Origin of the sequence: Micromonospora yasonensis, from assembly GCF_026013475.1 — a bacterium.
GTDB classification, from domain to species: Bacteria; Actinomycetota; Actinomycetes; order Mycobacteriales; family Micromonosporaceae; genus Micromonospora; species Micromonospora yasonensis.
Window position 1 is genome coordinate 1 of record NZ_JAPDPH010000155.1, and the last position, 16,740, is coordinate 16,740.

Sequence of the window (16,740 nt, forward strand, 5' to 3'; positions counted from 1 at the left end):
AGGGGCTCGCTGGCCGGGGTCGCCGCGGCCAGGTCGGCGGCGGCGCGGCGGGCCCGGTCCGCCTCGTCGGCGCGGTCCGTCGCCGCCGCGGCGTCCGCGGTCAACGTCCACAGGCGTCGCCGGGCCCAGGGGAACTCCCGGTCGGCGAACAGGTCGAGCGCGGTCCGGCACTCGTCGTACGCGGTCCCCGGGTCGCCGGCCGCGTACGCCAGCCGGGCCCGGCCCCAGGCCGCCCAGGCCCGGCAGCGCGGATTGCCGTGCCGGCGGGCCACCCCGACCGCCTCGGCGAACAGCGCCGCCACCCCGTCGCCGTCGCCCGCGTCGAGCCGGGTGTGGGCGAGCTGGACCAGGCTGAAGGCCAACGCGTGCGGGGAGTCGTCGCGGCGGGCCCAGCCGACCGCCTCGGTCAGTGCCCGGAGCGCCTCGGTGGGCCGGCCCGCCTCCCGGTGGCTGAGGCCGAGATGGGCCAGGATGCCGCCGATCAGCATCCGGTCGTCCGACCGGCGGATCAGCTCCAGGCTGCGGGTCCAGTGCCCGGTCGCCCGGTCGAAGTCGCCGGCCCGCAGGTCCAGCAGCGCCTCCAGGTAGGCGGTCATCCCCGGCCACCACGGGTCGGCGGGGTCGTCCAGCTCGACCCGGGCCAGGGCGACCAGCTCGCGGCACTCGGCCAGGTCACCGTCGTACGTGCCCTCCCAGGCCACCACCAGGCGGGAGATCGCGGTGTTGCGGGCGTCGCCCAGCTCGGTGAAGAGCGCCAGGCTCTCCCGGGCGGCGGCCCGGGTGCGCGGGGTCGGGTAGTAGACCCCGAGCAGCCCGATCCGCTGGGTGGCGAGGGCCCGGGCTGGCCGGTCCAGCCGGCCGGTCGCCAGCAGCGCGGTGAGCACCCGTACGCCCTCGTCCCGCAGGCCGTAGTTCCAGTACGGGAAGAGCGCGTCGGCCAGCCGGAAGCCGGCCGCCACCCGGTCCGGCCGGGCCAGGCAGCGGTCCACCGCGGCCAGGACGTTGTCGTGCTCCTCGGTCAGCCGGGCCCACGCCTGCCCACCCTGCCGGGCCGCCGGGCCGTACCGCTCGGCGAGGGCGGTGACCTGGGCCAGGTGCCGGTCGACCGTGACGTCCTCCTCGCCGGCGGCCACCAGCCGCGCCCAGGCGTATTCGCGCACGGTGACGAGCAGGCGGAACCGCCCGGTGGCCGGGTCGGGCACCACCAGCGAGCGGTCGACCAGCCGGAAGAGCACGTCGAGGACCTGGTCGGCGGCGAGGCCGTCGAACGCGCAGACCTCCTCGGCCGCGGCCAGGTCCCAGCCGCCCCGGAACACGGCGAGCCGGCGCAGCAGCCGCCGCTCGTCCTCCGACAGCAGGTCGTGGCTCCAGTCCAGGGTGGCCCGCAGCGTCCGGTGCCGGGCCTCGCTGGTCCGCGTACCGGCGGTGAGCAGGGTGAACCGGTCGTGCAGCCGGGCCGCGATCTCGGCCGGGGGGAGCGCCTTGACCCGGGCGGCGGCCAGCTCGACGGCGAGCGGCATCCCGTCGAGCTGCCGGCAGATGTCGGCCACCACCGGCGCGGTCGCGGCGTCCAGCGTGAAGCCGGGGCGGACGGCCCGGGCCCGGTCGAGGAACAGCCGGACCGCCGCGGCCTGCGCGATCCGGTCGGCCGGCGCGCCCTCCTCGGGCACGTCGAGCGGCGCGACCGCGAGCTGGGTCTCCCCAGGTACGGCCAGCGCCTCCCGGCTGGTGGCCAGCACCCGCAGCGCCGGGCACGCCTCGACCAGCCGTTCCACCAGCACGGCGGCGTCGTCGACGAGGTGTTCGCAGTTGTCCACGACCAGCAGGGCGGGGCCAGCGGCCAGCCGGTCCACCAGGGCCGGTACGGGGTCGGCGCCCGAGGTGGCCAGGCCGAGCTGACCGGCCACGGCGGCGGCCAGGTCGGCACCGGCGGCGACCCCGGCCAGCCGGACCAGGTGGACCGGCAGGTCGACCTCCCGGGCCGCCTCCAGCACGAGGGTGGTCTTACCGACGCCGCCCGGTCCGGTGAGCGTCACCACCTGGGAGTCGCGCAGTTCCTCGCGTACCCGGCGCAGGTCCGCGTGCCGCCCGACCACCGAGGCGAGCCGTCGCGGCAGGGCGTCGCGGTCGGCGGTCGGGCTCCCGGCGGCCGGCTTGGCGCGGACCTCGTCGGGCCGGTCGGCCCCGGCACGCGGACGCGGCGTCGCGGCAGCTTCGTGCGCGCGCGGCGGCGCGAAGGCTCCGTGCGGGACCGGCGGCGCGGCGCTTTCGTGCGGGCCCGGCGTGGCGGCGGCTCCCTGCGGGCCCGGCGGCGTGGCAGCGCCGTGCGGGGCCGGCGTGGCGGCGGCGCCCCGCGGGGCCGGCGTCGTGGCGGTGTCGCGTTCGTGGGCCGGGCCGCCCGTGACCTGGTCTGGAAGCGGCCGGGTCGCAGCGGCCTCGCGGCCCGCCGGGCCGGCGGGGACCTGCTGGCGGAGGATCGCCTCGGCCAGGGCGCGCAGCTCCGGGGCCGGGTCGATGCCCAGATCGTCGGCGAGCCGGTGCCGCAGCGCGTGGTAGGCGGTGAGCGCGTCGGCCTGCCGTCCGCTGCGGTAGCGGGCCAGCATCAGCAGCCGGTGCAGCCGTTCCCGCAAGGGATGCTCGGCCACCAGCCCTTCCAGGTCGGCCGCCGCCTCCGCCTGCCGGCCGAGGGCGAGCAGCAGCTCGAGCCGGTCCTCCACCGCGCCGAGCCGCAGCTCCTCCAGCCGGCCGCCCTCGGCGCGGGCCCAGCCGGCGTCGCCGACGTCGGCCAGCGCCGGGCCCCGCCACAGCGCCAGCGCCGCGTCGAGGTCGGCGAGCGCGGTGTCCAGGCTGCCGCTGGCCGTCGCGGTCCGGGCCCGGTCCAGCAGCCGCTCGAAGCGGTACGCGTCGACCGCCTCGGCGGGGACCGCCAGCCGGTAACCGGGGGCCCGGGTGACCAGCAGGTCGGCGCTCGCCCCGGCGGCGGCCAGCGCCCGGCGCAGCTTGGAGACCCGCAGCTGGAGGGCGTTGGCCGCGTCCCGGGGCGGGTCCTCGCCCCAGAGCGCGTCGGTGAGCGCGTCGGCGGCGACCACCCGGCCCTCGGCGAGCAGCAGCCGGGCCAGCAGCGCCCGTACGGCCGGGGGCAGGGGCGCGGCGCGGCTGGCCACCCGTACCTCGACGGCGCCGAGCAGGCCGAAGGACACCGGCGATGGAGCACCGTCCCGGCTCATCGCACCCCCGTCCACCTCGGCCCCGGCCGCCCGGGGCTGGCCCATCGTACGGGCGGAACGGGCCGTTGCCGACCACGTCCCGTCGCGGATCGTGGAGAGTTGCCGTCCGCGGCGAACGGCAACTGTCCAAGATCTCGGCGCGGTGGCGTCAGCCGACCGGCAGCGGGGCGGCGGCGTCGGCGCGGCGGTCGGTGGCGAGCCGGGCGGCCAGCACCTCCGCGTCCCGCCCCACCCAGCCCAGCACCGCCGAGCCGCGGGTGCGCTGCCAGGGCAGCCCGAGGAAGTACAGGCCCGGCCAGTCGGTCACCCCGGCCCGGTGCACCGGGGCGCCGGACGGGTCCGTCACCGGTACCTCCAGCCACGGGTAGCGGTTGCGGAACCCGGTGGCCCAGACCACCGCGTCCACCGGCCGCCGCCCGCCGTCGGCGAGCCGCACCTCGTCGCCCCCGGCGTCCACCACCCGGCCGACCCGCTCGATTCGCCGCAGCAGGGCGGCCACGTCGGTGCCGATCACCGGGTTGGCGGCGGCGATCCGCCGGCCCCACCGGCTGTCCGGGCCGAGCCGCATGGTGCCCAGCCGGGAGAACCACCAGAAGACGTCCCGGCCGAGCCACCGCTGCGGCAGCGCCGGGCCGATGGTCGGGGCGGCCAGCACCACCCGCCGGCCGTGGTCGGCCAGCTCGGCGGCGATCTGCACCCCGGTGTTGCCGGCCCCCACCACGGCGACCGTGCCACCGGGCAGCCCGGCCGGGTTGCGGTACCGGCTGCTGTGCAGTTGGGCGACCGCCGGGGCGAGCTTCCGGGCCACGTCCGGCACCCACGGGGTGTGGAACGCCCCGGTGGCCACCACCACCCGCCGGGCGGAGAGGCTCCCCGTCGAGGTGTCCACCAGGAACCCGCCGGCGGGGCCGGGGCGTACCGAGGTGACCCGGCAGCCGAGCCGCACCGGCAGGTCGAAGTGGCTGGCGTACCGGGCGAGGTAGTCGGCGACCTCGTCCTTGCCGGGGTGCCCGTCGGGGTCGCCCGGGAACGGCAGCCCCGGCAGCGCGGAGAACCGGCGCGGGGTGAACAGGGTGAGCGAGTCCCAGCGCCGCCGCCAGGCATCGCCCACCCGAGGGTGGGCGTCGAGGATGGCGACGGGTACGCCGGCGCGGCGCAGGTGGTGGCCGAGCGCCAGCCCGGCCTGCCCGCCGCCGACCACCACGGTGTCCGGTGCGGTGTCCATCGGCCCGGCCCGCTCAGGCGACCTGGTGGCCGGCTTCGGCGATGGCGGCCCGCACCGCCGCCGGGTCGGCGTCCCCGTCGACCCGGACGGTACGGGTGGCCAGGTCCACCTCGACGGCGTTCACCCCGGCGACCAGGCCGACCTCCTCCCGGACCGCCGCCACGCAGTTGCCGCAGCTGATCTTCGGCACCGACAGCACGAGCTGGTTCACGGTTCACTCCCTCGTCCGGTGGGCCGCCCCTCGGCGGCCCGGCGATCCGAACGGTGCCGGCGGCGGCTGTCCGCGCCCTGTCACGTACCCCCGGCGCGGCCGACGGCGTGCGGACAGGGGGCGGACAGCGGCGGCCGGGAGGTTGGCGACACCGACCCGCGCCGGCGGGCGGCAGCGACGGGCGGCGGCACCGCCCGGTACGGAAGGAGCAGTGCGATGACGACACCGACGGTCGTCTCCGGCGCGCTGGAGATCGGCGGAATGACCTGTGCCTCCTGCGTACGGCGGGTGGAGCGGGCGCTGAGCCGGGTCGACGGTGTGACGGGCGCCCAGGTCAACCTGGCGACCGAGACCGCCACGGTGCGCTGGGACCCGGCCCGGGTGGACGTGCCCGCGCTCGTCGCGGCGGTCGAGCGGGCCGGCTACACGGCGACCCCGCCGGCGCGGCGGGGCCCGGCCGAGCCCCCGGCCGCCGAACCGGAGGCCGGCGAGCAGCCGGACCAGGACCGGGAGGTGCTCCGGCTGCGCCGCATCTGGCAGCTCACCCTCGCCACCGGCCTGTCGATGATGGTGCTGATGTACCTGCCGCTGCCGGTCGATGCGATGGACCTGCTGATGCCGGCGCTGCTGGTGGTCGCCACCGTCGTCCAGTTCGGCGCCGGCCGCCCGTTCTACCGGGCGGCCTGGGCGGCGGCCCGGCACGGCGGGGTGAACATGCACACCCTGGTCGCCCTCGGCACCACGGTCGCCTACGCCTACAGCGCCTTCGTCACGCTCTGGCCGGGGGTGGCCGAACGGCTCGGCCTGCCGCTGCACGTCTACTTCGAGATCTCCGTGGTGGTGATCGCGCTGGTGCTCACCGGCCGGTGGATGGAGGCGCGGGCCCGGCGGCGTACCGGCGCGGCGATCGGGGCGCTGCTCGGGCTGCGGCCGCGCACCGCCCGGGCGCTGCGCGACGGCGTCGAGACCGAGGTCCCGGTCGAGTCGGTGGTGGTCGGTGACCTGGTGCGGATCCGGCCCGGCGAGCGGGTGCCGGTGGACGGCACGGTCGCCGAGGGCACCTCCACGGTGGACGAGAGCATGCTGACCGGGGAGAGCATGCCGGTGACCAAGGCGGTGGGCGACCGGCTGATCGGCGCCACCGTCAACCGCACCGGCTCGGTGCTGCTGCGGGCCACCGCCGTCGGCCAGGACACCACGCTCGCCCAGATCGTCCGGCTGGTCCGCGACGCCCAGGGCGGCAAGGCGCCGATGCAGCGCCTGGTGGACAGCGTCTCCGCCTGGTTCGTGCCGGCGGTGCTCGGCCTGGCCGCGCTGACCTTCGCGGTCTGGGCGGTGGCCGGCCCGGAGACGGCCGGCTCACCCTGGGCATCGGCACCGCCATCGCCGTGTTGATCATCGCCTGCCCCTGCGCGCTCGGCCTGGCCACCCCGACCGCGATCATGGTCGGCACCGGGCGCGCCGCCGAGCTGGGCATCCTCATCTCCGGCGGGGAGGCCCTGGAACAGGCCCGGCGGATCACCACGGTGGTGCTGGACAAGACCGGCACCCTCACCCGGGGCCGCCCGGACGTGACCGCGGTGCACCCGGCCGCCGGGTTCGACCCCGACCAGCTGCTGGCGTACGTGGCGGCGGCGGAGACCGGCTCCGAGCACCCGCTCGGCGAGGCGGTGGTCCGCCACGCCCGGGACCGTGGCCTCCCCGTGCCCCGGGCCACCGCGTTCGAGGCGGTGCCGGGCCACGGCGTCGAGGCGACGGTGGCCGGCCACCTGCTGCTGGTCGGCAACCCGGCGCTGCTGCGCCGGCACGGCATCGACGTCGCGCCGCTGGCGGCGGTCGCCGGCGAGGTCGCCGCCCGCGGCGGCACCCCGGTCCACCTGGCCGTGGACGGCCGGCTCGCCGGCGTGCTCGGCGTCGCCGACACCGTACGCCCCGAGGCCGCCGAGGCGGTGGCCCAGCTCCGGGCGCTCGGCCTGGCGGTGCACATGCTCACCGGCGACAACCGGGTGACCGCCGAGGTGGTGGCCCGCGAGGTCGGCGTCGACCACGTCATCGCCGACGTACGCCCCGAGGAGAAGGCCGCCCGGGTCGCCGAGCTGCGCGCCGCCGGGGCCGTGGTGGCGATGGTCGGCGACGGCATCAACGACGCCCCCGCCCTGGCCGGGGCGGATCTGGGCATCGCCATCGGCACCGGCACCGACGTGGCGATCGCCGCCTCCGACATCACCCTGGTCGGCGGTGACCTGCGCGGCATCGTCACCGCGATCGCGCTGTCCCGGCGTACGGTCGCCACCATCCGGCAGGGCCTCGGCTGGGCGTTCGGCTACAACCTGCTGCTCATCCCGGTGGCCGCCGGGGTGCTCTACCCGGCCTGGGGGACCCTGCTCGACCCGTCGCTGGCCGCCGCCGCGATGGCGATGAGCTCGGTCAGCGTGGTCACCAACGCGCTGCGGCTGCGCCGCTTCCGCCGCCCGGACAGCGCCGCCGCACTGCGCCCCCGGCTGCGCGGCCGGCTCGGCGACTGGGCGTACCTGACCGGGGTGGCCGCGCTCGCCCTGGCGGTCGGGGCCGGCCTGACCGCGCTGAGCCGCACCGACGCGGCCGGCCGGGGGATGAACGGCGTGCTGGCCTGGACCCAGGGCACCGGCATGCCGATGCGCCCGGCGATGACCACCATGATGGCCGCCGAAACCGAACCGGAGCACGCCGACGACGCCGGGGTCCGGGTCGACCTGCGGGTGCCGGCCGGGGTGGTGCCCGGTCAGCCGGCCACCGTGCGGGTCCGGATCACCGACGCGGCCACCGGCCGGCCGGTACGCGACGTCGGGCGCACCCACGAGGCGTGGATGCACCTGATCGTCGTCCGCGACGACCTCGCCTCCTTCGCCCACGTGCACCCGACCCCGACCGGCCGCCCCGGCGAGTTCGCGGTCGCGCTCACCTTCCCCACCCCCGGCCGGTACGTGCTGCACACCGAGTTCCGGCGGCGCGGCGAGCTGACCGACGTGCTGCAGCGGCACCAGGTGGTGGTCGGCGACCCGGCCCAGGTCATCCACGAGCGGGCGGAGCTGTCCCCGCGCGAGCGGGTGGTGGACGGCGTCCGGGTCACCCTGGACGGCGACGCGGAGGTCGGCGGCAGCCGGTTCACCTTCCGGTTCGCCGACGCCGCCACCGGCCGGCCGCTGACCGGGCTGCGGCCGTACCTGGCCGCCGCCGGGCACGTGGTGATCATGCCGACGACGGGCGAGGGCTTCGCCCACGAGCACGCCGAGACGCTCGACGCCGACAGCCGGCCGGTGCTCGCCCTGCCCGGCCAGACCTTCGGCCCCGACCTCGACCTGCACGCCGACTTCCCCCGCCCGGGCCGCTACCGGCTATGGGGCCAGTTCCGGCTGGCCGACGGGCACGTGATCACCGTGCCGTTCACCGTCGACGCGCGCTGACCGTCCGCTCCCGAAAGGAGACCATCGTGCAGATCGCCGTCCTGCGCTACGACCGCTGCACCGCCCTCGACGCCGTCGGCCCGTACGCGGTGCGGGGCTGAGCAGCCGGCCCGGGTGGGCGTCGCGCGCCCACCCGGGCCACGTGTGCGGCCGACGCGGGTCAGAAGCGCGCCACGTAGACGGTGTTCGCGGCCTCGCGGCGCTGCAACGGGTTGGGGAAGCGGACCACGTGCGCCACCGAGGTCGGGAACACCTCGGTCAGCGTCCGCTGGAACACCTGGTCGGGCGGGTCGTTCGACCAGAGCGCGAAGACGCCGTCGCGGTGCAGCAGGGCGGCGAGCCGGCGCAGCCCGTCGACCGTGTAGAAGTCGGCGTGGCTGGGGTGCAGCACCTGCCGGGGCGAGTGGTCCACGTCGAGCAGCACCGCGTCGAACCGGCGGCCCGGCGACTCCGGGTCGAACCCGGCACCGGTGGCGACCGCCGCGAAGAAGTCGGCCCGGACGAACCGGGTACGCGGGTCGGTGGCCAGGCCGGCGGCGAACGGGAGCAGGTCCCGGCGGTGCCAGTCGATCACGTCCTCGATCGCCTCGACCACCACCAGGGACCGGACCCGGGGGTCCTCCAGGGCGGTACGCGCGGTGTAGCCGAGGCCGAGCCCGCCCACCACCACGTCCAGGGCCGGCCCGTGCAGCGACGCCAGCCCGAGCCGGGCGAGTTCGATCTCCGCGACCGGGAAGAGACTGGACATCAGGAACTCGTCGTCGAGCTTCACCTCGTACACGTCGACGTCGAGTGACGGATCGTGACGCCGGCGCAGGCTGATCTCGCCGATCGGGGTCTCCCGCCAGGCCAGTTCCTCGAATCGCGCCGCCACCCGGTGGTCCTCTCCACCCGTCCCGTCCCCGGATGTTACCGGCCCGTCGTCCCGCCGTCGGGATTTCCCGCCGCTGCCGGCATCGCCCGGCCCGTCGCGGGTACGCCCGTCGCCGGTCGAGGAAGCCGGAGAGAGGGGTGCGGCGTGGCGGAGATGCTGGCCGGACGGCTGTACGTGGCCGAGCGGGCGCTACGGATGGAGTCGGTGCCGGTGCCCGAGCCGGGGCGCGGGCAGGTACGCGTCCGGGTGGGCGCCGCCGGGGTGTGCCTGTCGGACGTGCACCTGATCGACGGCACCCTGAGCCCGCTCTACCTGTCCGGCGACGTGGTCACCCTCGGCCATGAGGTGGCCGGGACCGTGGACGCGCTCGGCGACGGGGTGCGGGGCTGGCAGCCGGGCCAGCGGGTGCTGCTCCAGGCGGGGGAGCGGGACCGCTTCGGCCTCGTGCTCACCCGTGGTGTCGACTACGACGGCGGCTGGGCCGAGTACGCCCTGGCCCGCGAGGACACCCTCGTCCCGATCCCGGACGCGCTCCCGTTCGAGCAGGCCTGCATCATTCCCGACGCGGTCTCCACGCCGTGGGCGGCCGTGACCGACACCGCGCGGACCCGGCCGGCCGAGGCGGCCGGGGTGTGGGGCGTCGGCGGCCTCGGCGCGCACGCGGTGCAGTTGCTGCAACTGATCGGCGCGGCCCCGGTGATCGCCGTGGACCCGCTGCCGGCGGCCCGGGACCGGGCCCTGGTCCTCGGCGCGGACCTGGCGCTGGATCCGAAGGACGACGGCTTCAAGGACGCCGTGCTGGAGCTGACCGGCACCCGGGGGCTCGACGTGGCGTTCGACTTCGCCGGGGTGCCCGCGGTCCGCGAGCAGGCCCTGACCGTGCTCGGCCGGCACGGCCGGCTGGTGCTCGCCGGCATCGCCAACCAGCCGATCAGCATCCCCTCCGACAGCCGGTTCAGCTACAACCGGCAGGTGGTGCTCGGCCACTACGGCTCCGAGGCCGAGCACGTCGGGCAGTTGGTGACGCTCACCGGTCTGGGCCGGCTGGACCTGTCCGCGTCGGTCAGCGACGTGCTGCCACTGGCCGCCGCGCCCGAGGCGGTGCGGCGGGTCCGCGACAAGGACGGCAACCCGATCCGCCTGGTCCTGTGCCCGTGAGCCAACCCCGGCCGGCTGGGCGCGTCAGTCGGCGGGTCGGGTGGCGACGACGACCGTGTCGAGGGCGTCGACGGTGTCGCCGTTGCCGGTGGGGACCGGCCGGCGGGCCGTCTCGGCGCGCTGGATGCGCAGCCCGGCGAGGCCGTCGACGACGGCCTCCGGGGTGAGCAGGACGGCCGGGTCCTGCGGCCCGCCGGTGCCGCCGCTGAGGTTGGCCAGGTCGTGGCCCACGACGACGAGGGTGCCGCCGGGGCGCAGCGCCCGCCGGGCCGAGGCGAGCACGCCGGCCAGGTCGGCGGCGGGCAGGTGCAGGTAACTGATCAGCACCAGGTCGTAGCTTCCGGGCACCGGCCGGTACGCGGTCACGTCGGCGACCCGCCACTCGACCGGTACGCCACGCTGCGCGGCCAGCTCACGGCCCCGCTCGACGGCCACCGCTGCGAAGTCCACGGCGGTGACCCGCCAGCCCCGCTCGGCCAGCCAGACCGCGTTGCGTCCCTCGCCGGCCGCCAGGTCGAGCGCGGCGCCGGGGGTCAGCCCGGCGACCGACTCGACGACGAAGCGATTGGGTTCAGCGCTCCACACCAGTCCCGGCGTGCTCGCGTACCGGGCGTCCCAGGCGCTGCTGTCCACTGTGTTGTTCCCTCCTCCGGCGGCGTGCCACCGCCACCGTGACGGTACCGGCAGCGGCAACCGCTGCGAGCGCGACCAGGCCGAGTCCCATTCGTGGCGGCAGTTGCTGGGCGAGGACGAACACGCCCATCACCACGACGAACCAGCCGAACGCCTGACGCAGGAGATCCGCAGGGATCTTCCCGGCGAACCGCCCGCCGAGCACGCTGCCGACGACGGCGGCGGCGGTCACCGCGAGGGCCAGGCCCCAGTTGACGCTCACGCTGGACAGGTAGCCGGCCAGGCCGGCGAAGGACTTCATCGCGATGACCACCAGCGAGGTGCCGACCGCGACGGGCATCGGCAGGCCGCCGAGCAGGGCCAGGGCGGGCACCACGAGGAAGCCGCCGCCCGCGCCGACCAGGCCGGTGACCAGGCCGACGACGATCCCGTCGAGGATCACCCGGAACACCGGCAGTTCGTGCGGCACCGGCCGGCCCTCGGCGGACCGCCGGCCGCGGATCATCGCGACCGCGGTGGCCAGCATCATCACGGCGAACCCGGTGAGCAGGACCGCCGCCGGGACGAATGCGGCCAGCCGGCCGCCCGCGTACGCGCCGGTCATCCCGGCCAGGCCGAAGACCAGTCCGGTGCGCCAGCGGACCCGGTGGGCGCGGGCGTGCGGCAGCACCCCGACCGCGCTGGTGGCGCCGACGACCAGCAGGGAGGTGGCGATCGCCTCCTTGGCCGGCAGGCCGGCCACGTACACCAGCAGCGGCACGGCGAGGATCGACCCGCCGCCGCCGAGGAGCCCGAGGCTGACCCCGATCAGGACGGCCAGCCCGACGGTCAGCAGCAGGGTGGCGCTCACGCCCGCCCCCCGCGCAGTTGGCCGACGATGGTGTCCAGGTCGCAACTCGCGCCCCGGTTGTACGGCAGCTTGCTCAGCATCATGCCCATCGCGCAGGTGTTGGTGACGGCGGCGAAGGTGAGGCCGGCGCCGATGAAGCCGGCGACCCACTTCAGGCCCGGCACGAACACCGAGCCGAGGACGCTGGCCAGCACGATGGAGCCGGCGACCAGGCGGACCTGCCGCTCCAGGTCCCACCGGGGGGCGCCCTGCTTGATCGGCGCGTTCGCGGCCTGCCAGGCGAGCATGCCGCCGTCGAGGACCTTCAGGTTCGGCAGCCCGACCCCCGCGAGGGCCTGCCCGGCCTGGCTGGCGCGGGCGCCGGAGCGGCAGATCAGCACCACCTCCTCGTCGAGGTGGTTGCGCAGTTCCTCGCGGTGCTCCTTGAGCAGGTCCAGCGGGACGTTGTAGGCGCCGGGGATGTGCACGGTCTCGAACTCGGCCGGGGTGCGTACGTCGAGCAGGCGGGGGGAGCGCCCGGAGTCGATCAGCTCGCGCAGGGTGGTGGCGTCCAGGGTGGGGGTGGTCTCGGAAGTGCTCATTTCTCCTCGTTCAGGGATAAACCGCCGCGATCGGCGGCAGGGTGGGACGCCGGCCGGTGCAGGTCGCGCCGGCCGGAACTCGGGTACGGGTCAGGCGTTGTCGGCCATGGCGACGCCCGCCGCCTCGGCCCGGTCGAACCTGTCGTCGATGACAACGACCTCGCGGCCGGCGTTGGCGAGCAGCGACGCGCCGGCGGTGGCGCGGTAACCGGATCCGCAGTGCACCCAGACCGTGCCGGCCGGTACGTCGCCGAGCCGTCCGGGCAGGTCCGGCAGCGGGATGTGCACGGCTCCTTCGACGTGGCCGGCGCGCCACTCGTTGGTCATCCGCACGTCGAGGACGACGTCCGGAGCGGGCAGGCCGGCGGGAGTGTTCCCGGTACGGGCCGCGGCGAGGGCGGCGAAATCGGCCATCCGCAGATCGCGGAGCTGATCGGGCCCGGTGGCCCACTGCTCGGCCGCTCCGGTGGCCTGCGCGGCGGGCCGGTCGATGCCGATCCGGACCAGCTCACGCTGGGCGTCCGCGACCTGTTCCGGCGTCTCGGCGAGCAGGGTGATCGGCACACCCCAGTCGATCAGCCAGCCGAGCCAGGTCGACATCGGGCCGTCGAGCCCGAGGCTGACCGTGCCGGCCAGGTGCGCGGCCGCGTACGCCTTGCGGTGTCGCAGGTCGACCACCCACTCGCCGGCGGCGATCCGTGCGCGCAACTGGTCCGCGTCGGCGCGGGCGGCCGGGGTGAGGTCCACCGGGGCCGGCCCGGCGGTGTTCGCCACCCCCATGTGCGCGTAGTACGCGGGGTAGGCGTCGAGGCCGGCGAGGGTCTGGGTGGCGAACTCGTCGGCGGCCACCCGCAGCACCGGGTTCGCCTGCTTCTCCCGCCCGATGGTCGAGTCCGGGGCGTCGGCCTGGGCGGCCGAGCAGAAGCTGCCGAAGCCGTGCGTCGGCCACACCTGGGCCCCGTCGGGGAGCAGGTCGGCCAGGCGCCGCGCCGAGGCGTGCTGGTGGTGGGCCAGTTCGTGGGCGTGCTGCTGGCCGAGCAGGTCGGTGCGTCCGGTGGTGCCGAACAGCAGCGAGCCGCCGGTGAACACGCCCACCGGCTGCCAGCCGCCGCCGGTGGCCTCGTCGAGCACGTACGACAGGTGGTGGAAGGTGTGGCCCAGGGTGGCGACCACCCGCAGGCGCAGCGTGTCGGAGACCGGCACCACCTCGCCGTCGGTGACCGGCAGCCGGTCGAAGTCGACCTCGTCGGCCGCGGCCACCAAATACCGGGCGCCGGTGATCCGGGCCAGTTCCAGTCCGCCGGAGACGTAGTCGTTGTGCAGGTGCGTCTCCACCACATGGGTGATCCGCACCCCCGTGGCTCCGGCGAGGTACAGGATCCGGTCGATGTCGCGCTGCGGGTCGACCACGATCGCCACCTGACCATCGGTGGCCAGGTAGCTGCGGTCGCCGAGCGAGGACGTCGCGATGACGGACACCTCGGTTGCCATGTGCCGTTCTCCTTCCTTTCCCTACATACCCCAGGGGGTATATGAGAGACAGACTTCGGCCCAGGTCTCGGGCGTGGGTTACCCACCCGCGCCGCGCTCACGCGGTGCGGGTGGCGAACTCTCCGGTCAGGCCAGGGCGAGGAAGAGCTTCTCCAGCTCCTCCTCGGTCATCTCCGGCTCCTCGCCCCGGTCGCGGGCGGTGCCGCAGTGCCGCATCCCGGATGCGATGATCTTGAAGCCGGCCCGGTCGATGGCCTTGGAGACCGCGGCGAGCTGGGTCAGCGCCGCCCGGCAGTCCTCACCGTTCTCCATCATCTCGATGACGGCGTTCAACTGCCCCCGGGCCCGCTTGAGCCGGGTCAGCGCCTCGCTGGTCATGGCGGGTTGAAGCTTCACGGCGTTACCTCCTGCCCTCACGATACCCCCGGGGGTACGAGTCCCGCCACCGGCCCGGCCGGTTGATCTGGGTCGACGCCGACCCTGACTCCTGGAATATACCCCCGGGGGTATCCGCTAAGCTGGGGAGCATCGCCAGTCATCGCTGCGAAGGAGTTCGGCACCATGTTGTTCACCCAGTACTACCTGGACTGCCTGTCCCAGGCGTCGTACCTGATCGCCGACGACACCACTGGGCGGGCGGTGCTCGTCGACCCCCGCCGGGACATCGACGAGTACCTGACCGACGCGCGGGAGCACGGCCTGACCATCGAAGGGGTGATCAACACCCACTTCCACGCCGACTTCCTCGCCGGCCACCTCGAGGTGGCCGCGGCCACCGGCGCGTGGATCGGCTACGGGCAGCGGGCCGAGACCGAGTACCCGAGCCGCAAGCTCGCCGACGGGGAGCGGATCAGCCTGGGTGACGTGACGCTGGAGATCATGGAGACCCCGGGCCACACCCCGGAGTCGATCAGCGTCCTCGTCTACGAGCACGGCGCCGACCCGGTGCCGTACGGGGTGCTGACCGGCGACGCGCTGTTCATCGGCGACGTGGGCCGGCCCGACCTGCTCGCCTCGCTCGGCGTCACCGCCGACGAGCTGGGCCGGATGCTCTACGACAGCGTGCAGCGCAAGCTGATGGGCCTGCCCGACGAGGTGCGTGTCTTCCCGGCGCACGGCGCCGGTTCGGCCTGCGGCAAGAACCTCTCCACCGAGCGGCAGTCCACCATCGGCGAGCAGCGCCGCACCAACTACGCCTGCGTGCCGATGAGCGAGGAGCAGTTTCTCGCCCTGGTCACCGGCGGACAACCCGCCGCGCCGGGCTACTTCGCCTTCGACGCGGTGCTCAACCGCAAGGCCCGCGACCTGTTCGACGGTCAGGCCCCGCGCCCGCTGGACGCCGCCGAGTTCGCCTGGGCCCGTGCCGAGGGCGCCGTGGTGGTGGACGCCCGCGACCCGCAGGAGTTCGCCGCCGGACACGTACGGGGTGCGATCAACATCCCCGCGGACGGCCGGTTCGCCGAGACCGCCGGCAGCGTGGTGGCGCCGGACCGCACGGTGCTCGTGGTGGCGCCGCAGGACCGGGAGGAGGAGATCGTCGTACGTCTCGCCCGGATCGGATTCGACCAGGTGGTCGGCTACCTGCGCGAGCCGGAGGGCGCGTTCCTCGAGATGGTCGCCGACCTGACCCGGGCCAGCCGGATCACCGCCACGGAGCTGGCCGCGGCGCTGGACACCGCCACTCCGCCGGTGGTGCTGGACGTCCGCAACGCCGGTGAGCGGGAGCAGGGCGGCGTCGACGGATCGCTGCACATCCCGCTCGCGGAGCTCACCCGGCGGCTCGACGAGGTGCCGGCCGACCGGCCGGTCGTCGTGCACTGCGCCGGCGGCTACCGGTCCTCGGTGGCGGCCAGCCTGCTCCGCAACGCCGGTCGGGCGGACGTCTCCGACCTGCTCGGCGGGTACGGCGCCTGGCAGAGCCGGCACGCGGCCGTCTGACCGCCCGATCGCGGGTGACCGGGGGAATCCCCCGGTCACCCGCATGATGTCTGGAGAAGAGATGACAGCGACCACCGTCGCGCCGAGGCTGGGGCTGCGGGCGAACGCGGCCCAGTTCCTCCTGCTCGTCGCGGTCAACGCGCTGGTGGGCGGCGTGCTCGGCACCGAGCGCACCGTGCTGCCGCTGCTCGGCGAGCGGGAGTTCCACCTGACGGCCTACACCGCCGCCCTGACGTACATCCTCGCCTTCGGGGCGACCAAGGCGGCCACCAACTTCTTCGCCGGCACGCTCTCCGACCGGTACGGCCGGAAACCGGTACTGCTGGCCGGCTGGCTGATGGCGATCCCGGTGCCGCTGCTGCTCATCTGGGCACCGAGCTGGGGCTGGGTGATCGCCGCCAACGTGCTGCTCGGCGTCAACCAGGGACTGGCCTGGTCCACCACAGTGATCATGAAGATCGACCTGGTCGGGCCGCACCGGCGCGGCCTCGCCATGGGGCTGAACGAGGCCGCCGGCTACCTCGCGGTGGCCGTCACCGCGCTGGCCACCGGCGCCCTCGCCGCGCGGTACGGGCTGCGACCCGCGCCCTTCCTGCTCGGCGCCGCCTACGTCGCGGTGGGCCTGGGCCTGGCCGCGCTGTTCGTCCGGGAGACGCGCGGCCACGCCGACCACGAGGCGGCGACCCACCAGGCGAGCGCCCACCACGGCGCCTACACCACCCGGCAGGTGCTGGGCCTGGTGAGCTGGCGGGAACCGGCGCTCAGCTCGGCCAGTCAGGCGGGCCTGGTGAACAACCTCAATGACGGCCTCGCCTGGGGGCTGTTTCCGGTGCTCTTCGCCGCCGCCGGGCTCTCCCTGCCCCGGATCGGCCTGCTGGCGGCTCTCTACCCCGCGGTGTGGGGGCTCGGCCAGCTCGCCACCGGACCGCTCTCCGACCGCTTCGGCCGCAAGCCCCTCATCGTGGCCGGGATGCTGACCCAGGCCGGTGCGCTCGGGCTGATCGCCGGCGCGCACGGTTTCGGCGGGTGGGCGGCGGGTGCCGTGCTGCTCGGGGCCGGCACCGCGATGGTGTACCCGTCGCTGCTGGCGGCGATCGGCGACGTCGCCC

General features: G+C 75.6%; 12 protein-coding genes and 1 pseudogene. 4 read left to right on the forward strand and 9 right to left on the reverse strand.

All coding sequences use genetic code 11. The features are described 5' to 3' along the window. The 3 genes from ONA70_RS25580 to ONA70_RS25590 form a co-directional block, all read right to left on the reverse strand. Positions 1 to 3,272, reverse strand: a 3,272-nt coding sequence (locus ONA70_RS25580; RefSeq protein WP_265009032.1) for an AfsR/SARP family transcriptional regulator, incomplete at its 3' end; no start/stop codon positions are given. A 103-nt stretch (positions 3,273 to 3,375) separates the two neighbouring features. Continuing rightward, positions 3,376 to 4,452 (reverse strand): flavin-containing monooxygenase, encoded by a 1,077-nt coding sequence (locus ONA70_RS25585; protein WP_265009033.1) that lies wholly within the window; start codon positions 4,450 to 4,452, stop codon positions 3,376 to 3,378. Between the two features lie 13 nt (positions 4,453 to 4,465). Continuing rightward, complete coding sequence (locus ONA70_RS25590; protein ID WP_265009034.1) at positions 4,466 to 4,663, reverse strand: heavy-metal-associated domain-containing protein; 198 nt, start codon at positions 4,661 to 4,663, stop codon at positions 4,466 to 4,468. A 216-nt stretch (positions 4,664 to 4,879) separates the two neighbouring features. Here ONA70_RS25590 and ONA70_RS37155 point away from each other — a divergent pair. After that, positions 4,880 to 7,173: pseudogene (locus tag ONA70_RS37155) on the forward strand (heavy metal translocating P-type ATPase); the annotation flags it as partial. A gap of 1,093 nt (positions 7,174 to 8,266) precedes the next feature. On the opposite strand, the gene ONA70_RS25600 reads toward ONA70_RS37155, so the two are convergent. Next, positions 8,267 to 8,980 carry a polyamine aminopropyltransferase gene (locus ONA70_RS25600; protein ID WP_265009035.1) on the reverse strand — a complete coding sequence of 238 codons (714 nt, stop codon included), beginning with the start codon at positions 8,978 to 8,980 and terminating at the stop codon, positions 8,267 to 8,269. A gap of 153 nt (positions 8,981 to 9,133) precedes the next feature. Here ONA70_RS25600 and ONA70_RS25605 point away from each other — a divergent pair, with 153 nt between their 5' ends. Beyond that, the gene (locus tag ONA70_RS25605) at positions 9,134 to 10,138 is read left to right on the forward strand and encodes a zinc-binding dehydrogenase (RefSeq protein ID WP_265009043.1); all 1,005 of its coding nucleotides are present in this window, start codon (positions 9,134 to 9,136) and stop codon (positions 10,136 to 10,138) included. 24 nt (positions 10,139 to 10,162) lie between these two features. On the opposite strand, the gene ONA70_RS25610 is transcribed toward ONA70_RS25605, so the two are convergent. From ONA70_RS25610 to ONA70_RS25630, 5 genes are all read right to left on the reverse strand, one after another. Further along, entirely contained in the window at positions 10,163 to 10,771 is a 609-nt protein-coding gene (locus ONA70_RS25610) for a class I SAM-dependent methyltransferase (RefSeq protein WP_265009036.1), read from the reverse strand. Beyond that, complete coding sequence (locus tag ONA70_RS25615) at positions 10,710 to 11,621, reverse strand: sulfite exporter TauE/SafE family protein (protein ID WP_265009037.1); 912 nt, start codon at positions 11,619 to 11,621, stop codon at positions 10,710 to 10,712. Before ONA70_RS25615 ends, ONA70_RS25610 begins: the two co-directional genes overlap by 62 nt. Continuing rightward, the gene (locus ONA70_RS25620) at positions 11,618 to 12,202 is read right to left on the reverse strand and encodes a rhodanese-like domain-containing protein (RefSeq protein ID WP_265009038.1); all 585 of its coding nucleotides are present in this window, start codon (positions 12,200 to 12,202) and stop codon (positions 11,618 to 11,620) included. Before ONA70_RS25620 ends, ONA70_RS25615 begins: the two co-directional genes overlap by 4 nt. A 90-nt stretch (positions 12,203 to 12,292) precedes the next feature. After that, on the reverse strand, positions 12,293 to 13,693 hold the full coding sequence (locus ONA70_RS25625; RefSeq protein ID WP_265009039.1) for an MBL fold metallo-hydrolase: 1,401 nt from the start codon (positions 13,691 to 13,693) through the stop codon (positions 12,293 to 12,295). 126 nt (positions 13,694 to 13,819) lie between these two features. Beyond that, the gene (locus ONA70_RS25630; protein WP_265009040.1) at positions 13,820 to 14,089 is read right to left on the reverse strand and encodes a metal-sensitive transcriptional regulator; all 270 of its coding nucleotides are present in this window, start codon (positions 14,087 to 14,089) and stop codon (positions 13,820 to 13,822) included. A 165-nt stretch (positions 14,090 to 14,254) separates the two neighbouring features. Between ONA70_RS25630 and ONA70_RS25635 the strand changes: the two genes are divergently transcribed. Both ONA70_RS25635 and ONA70_RS25640 read left to right on the forward strand, forming a co-directional pair. Then, the gene (locus ONA70_RS25635) at positions 14,255 to 15,631 is read left to right on the forward strand and encodes a rhodanese-like domain-containing protein (RefSeq protein ID WP_265009041.1); all 1,377 of its coding nucleotides are present in this window, start codon (positions 14,255 to 14,257) and stop codon (positions 15,629 to 15,631) included. A gap of 61 nt (positions 15,632 to 15,692) precedes the next feature. Then, a partial coding sequence (locus ONA70_RS25640; RefSeq protein WP_265009042.1) for an MFS transporter occupies positions 15,693 to 16,740 on the forward strand: 1,048 nt, incomplete at its 3' end.

Bases quoted from the DNA above. Each gene is read 5' to 3' on its own strand.
- ONA70_RS25585 (WP_265009033.1), bottom strand. From the start codon at position 4,452: ATGGACACCGCACCGGACACCGTGGTGGTCGGCGGCGGGCAGGCCGGG.
- ONA70_RS25620 (WP_265009038.1), bottom strand. From the start codon at position 12,202: ATGAGCACTTCCGAGACCACCCCCACCCTGGACGCCACCACCCTGCGC.
- ONA70_RS25625 (WP_265009039.1), bottom strand. From the start codon at position 13,693: ATGGCAACCGAGGTGTCCGTCATCGCGACGTCCTCGCTCGGCGACCGC.
- ONA70_RS25605 (WP_265009043.1), top strand. From the start codon at position 9,134: ATGCTGGCCGGACGGCTGTACGTGGCCGAGCGGGCGCTACGGATGGAG.
- ONA70_RS25635 (WP_265009041.1), top strand. From the start codon at position 14,255: ATGTTGTTCACCCAGTACTACCTGGACTGCCTGTCCCAGGCGTCGTAC.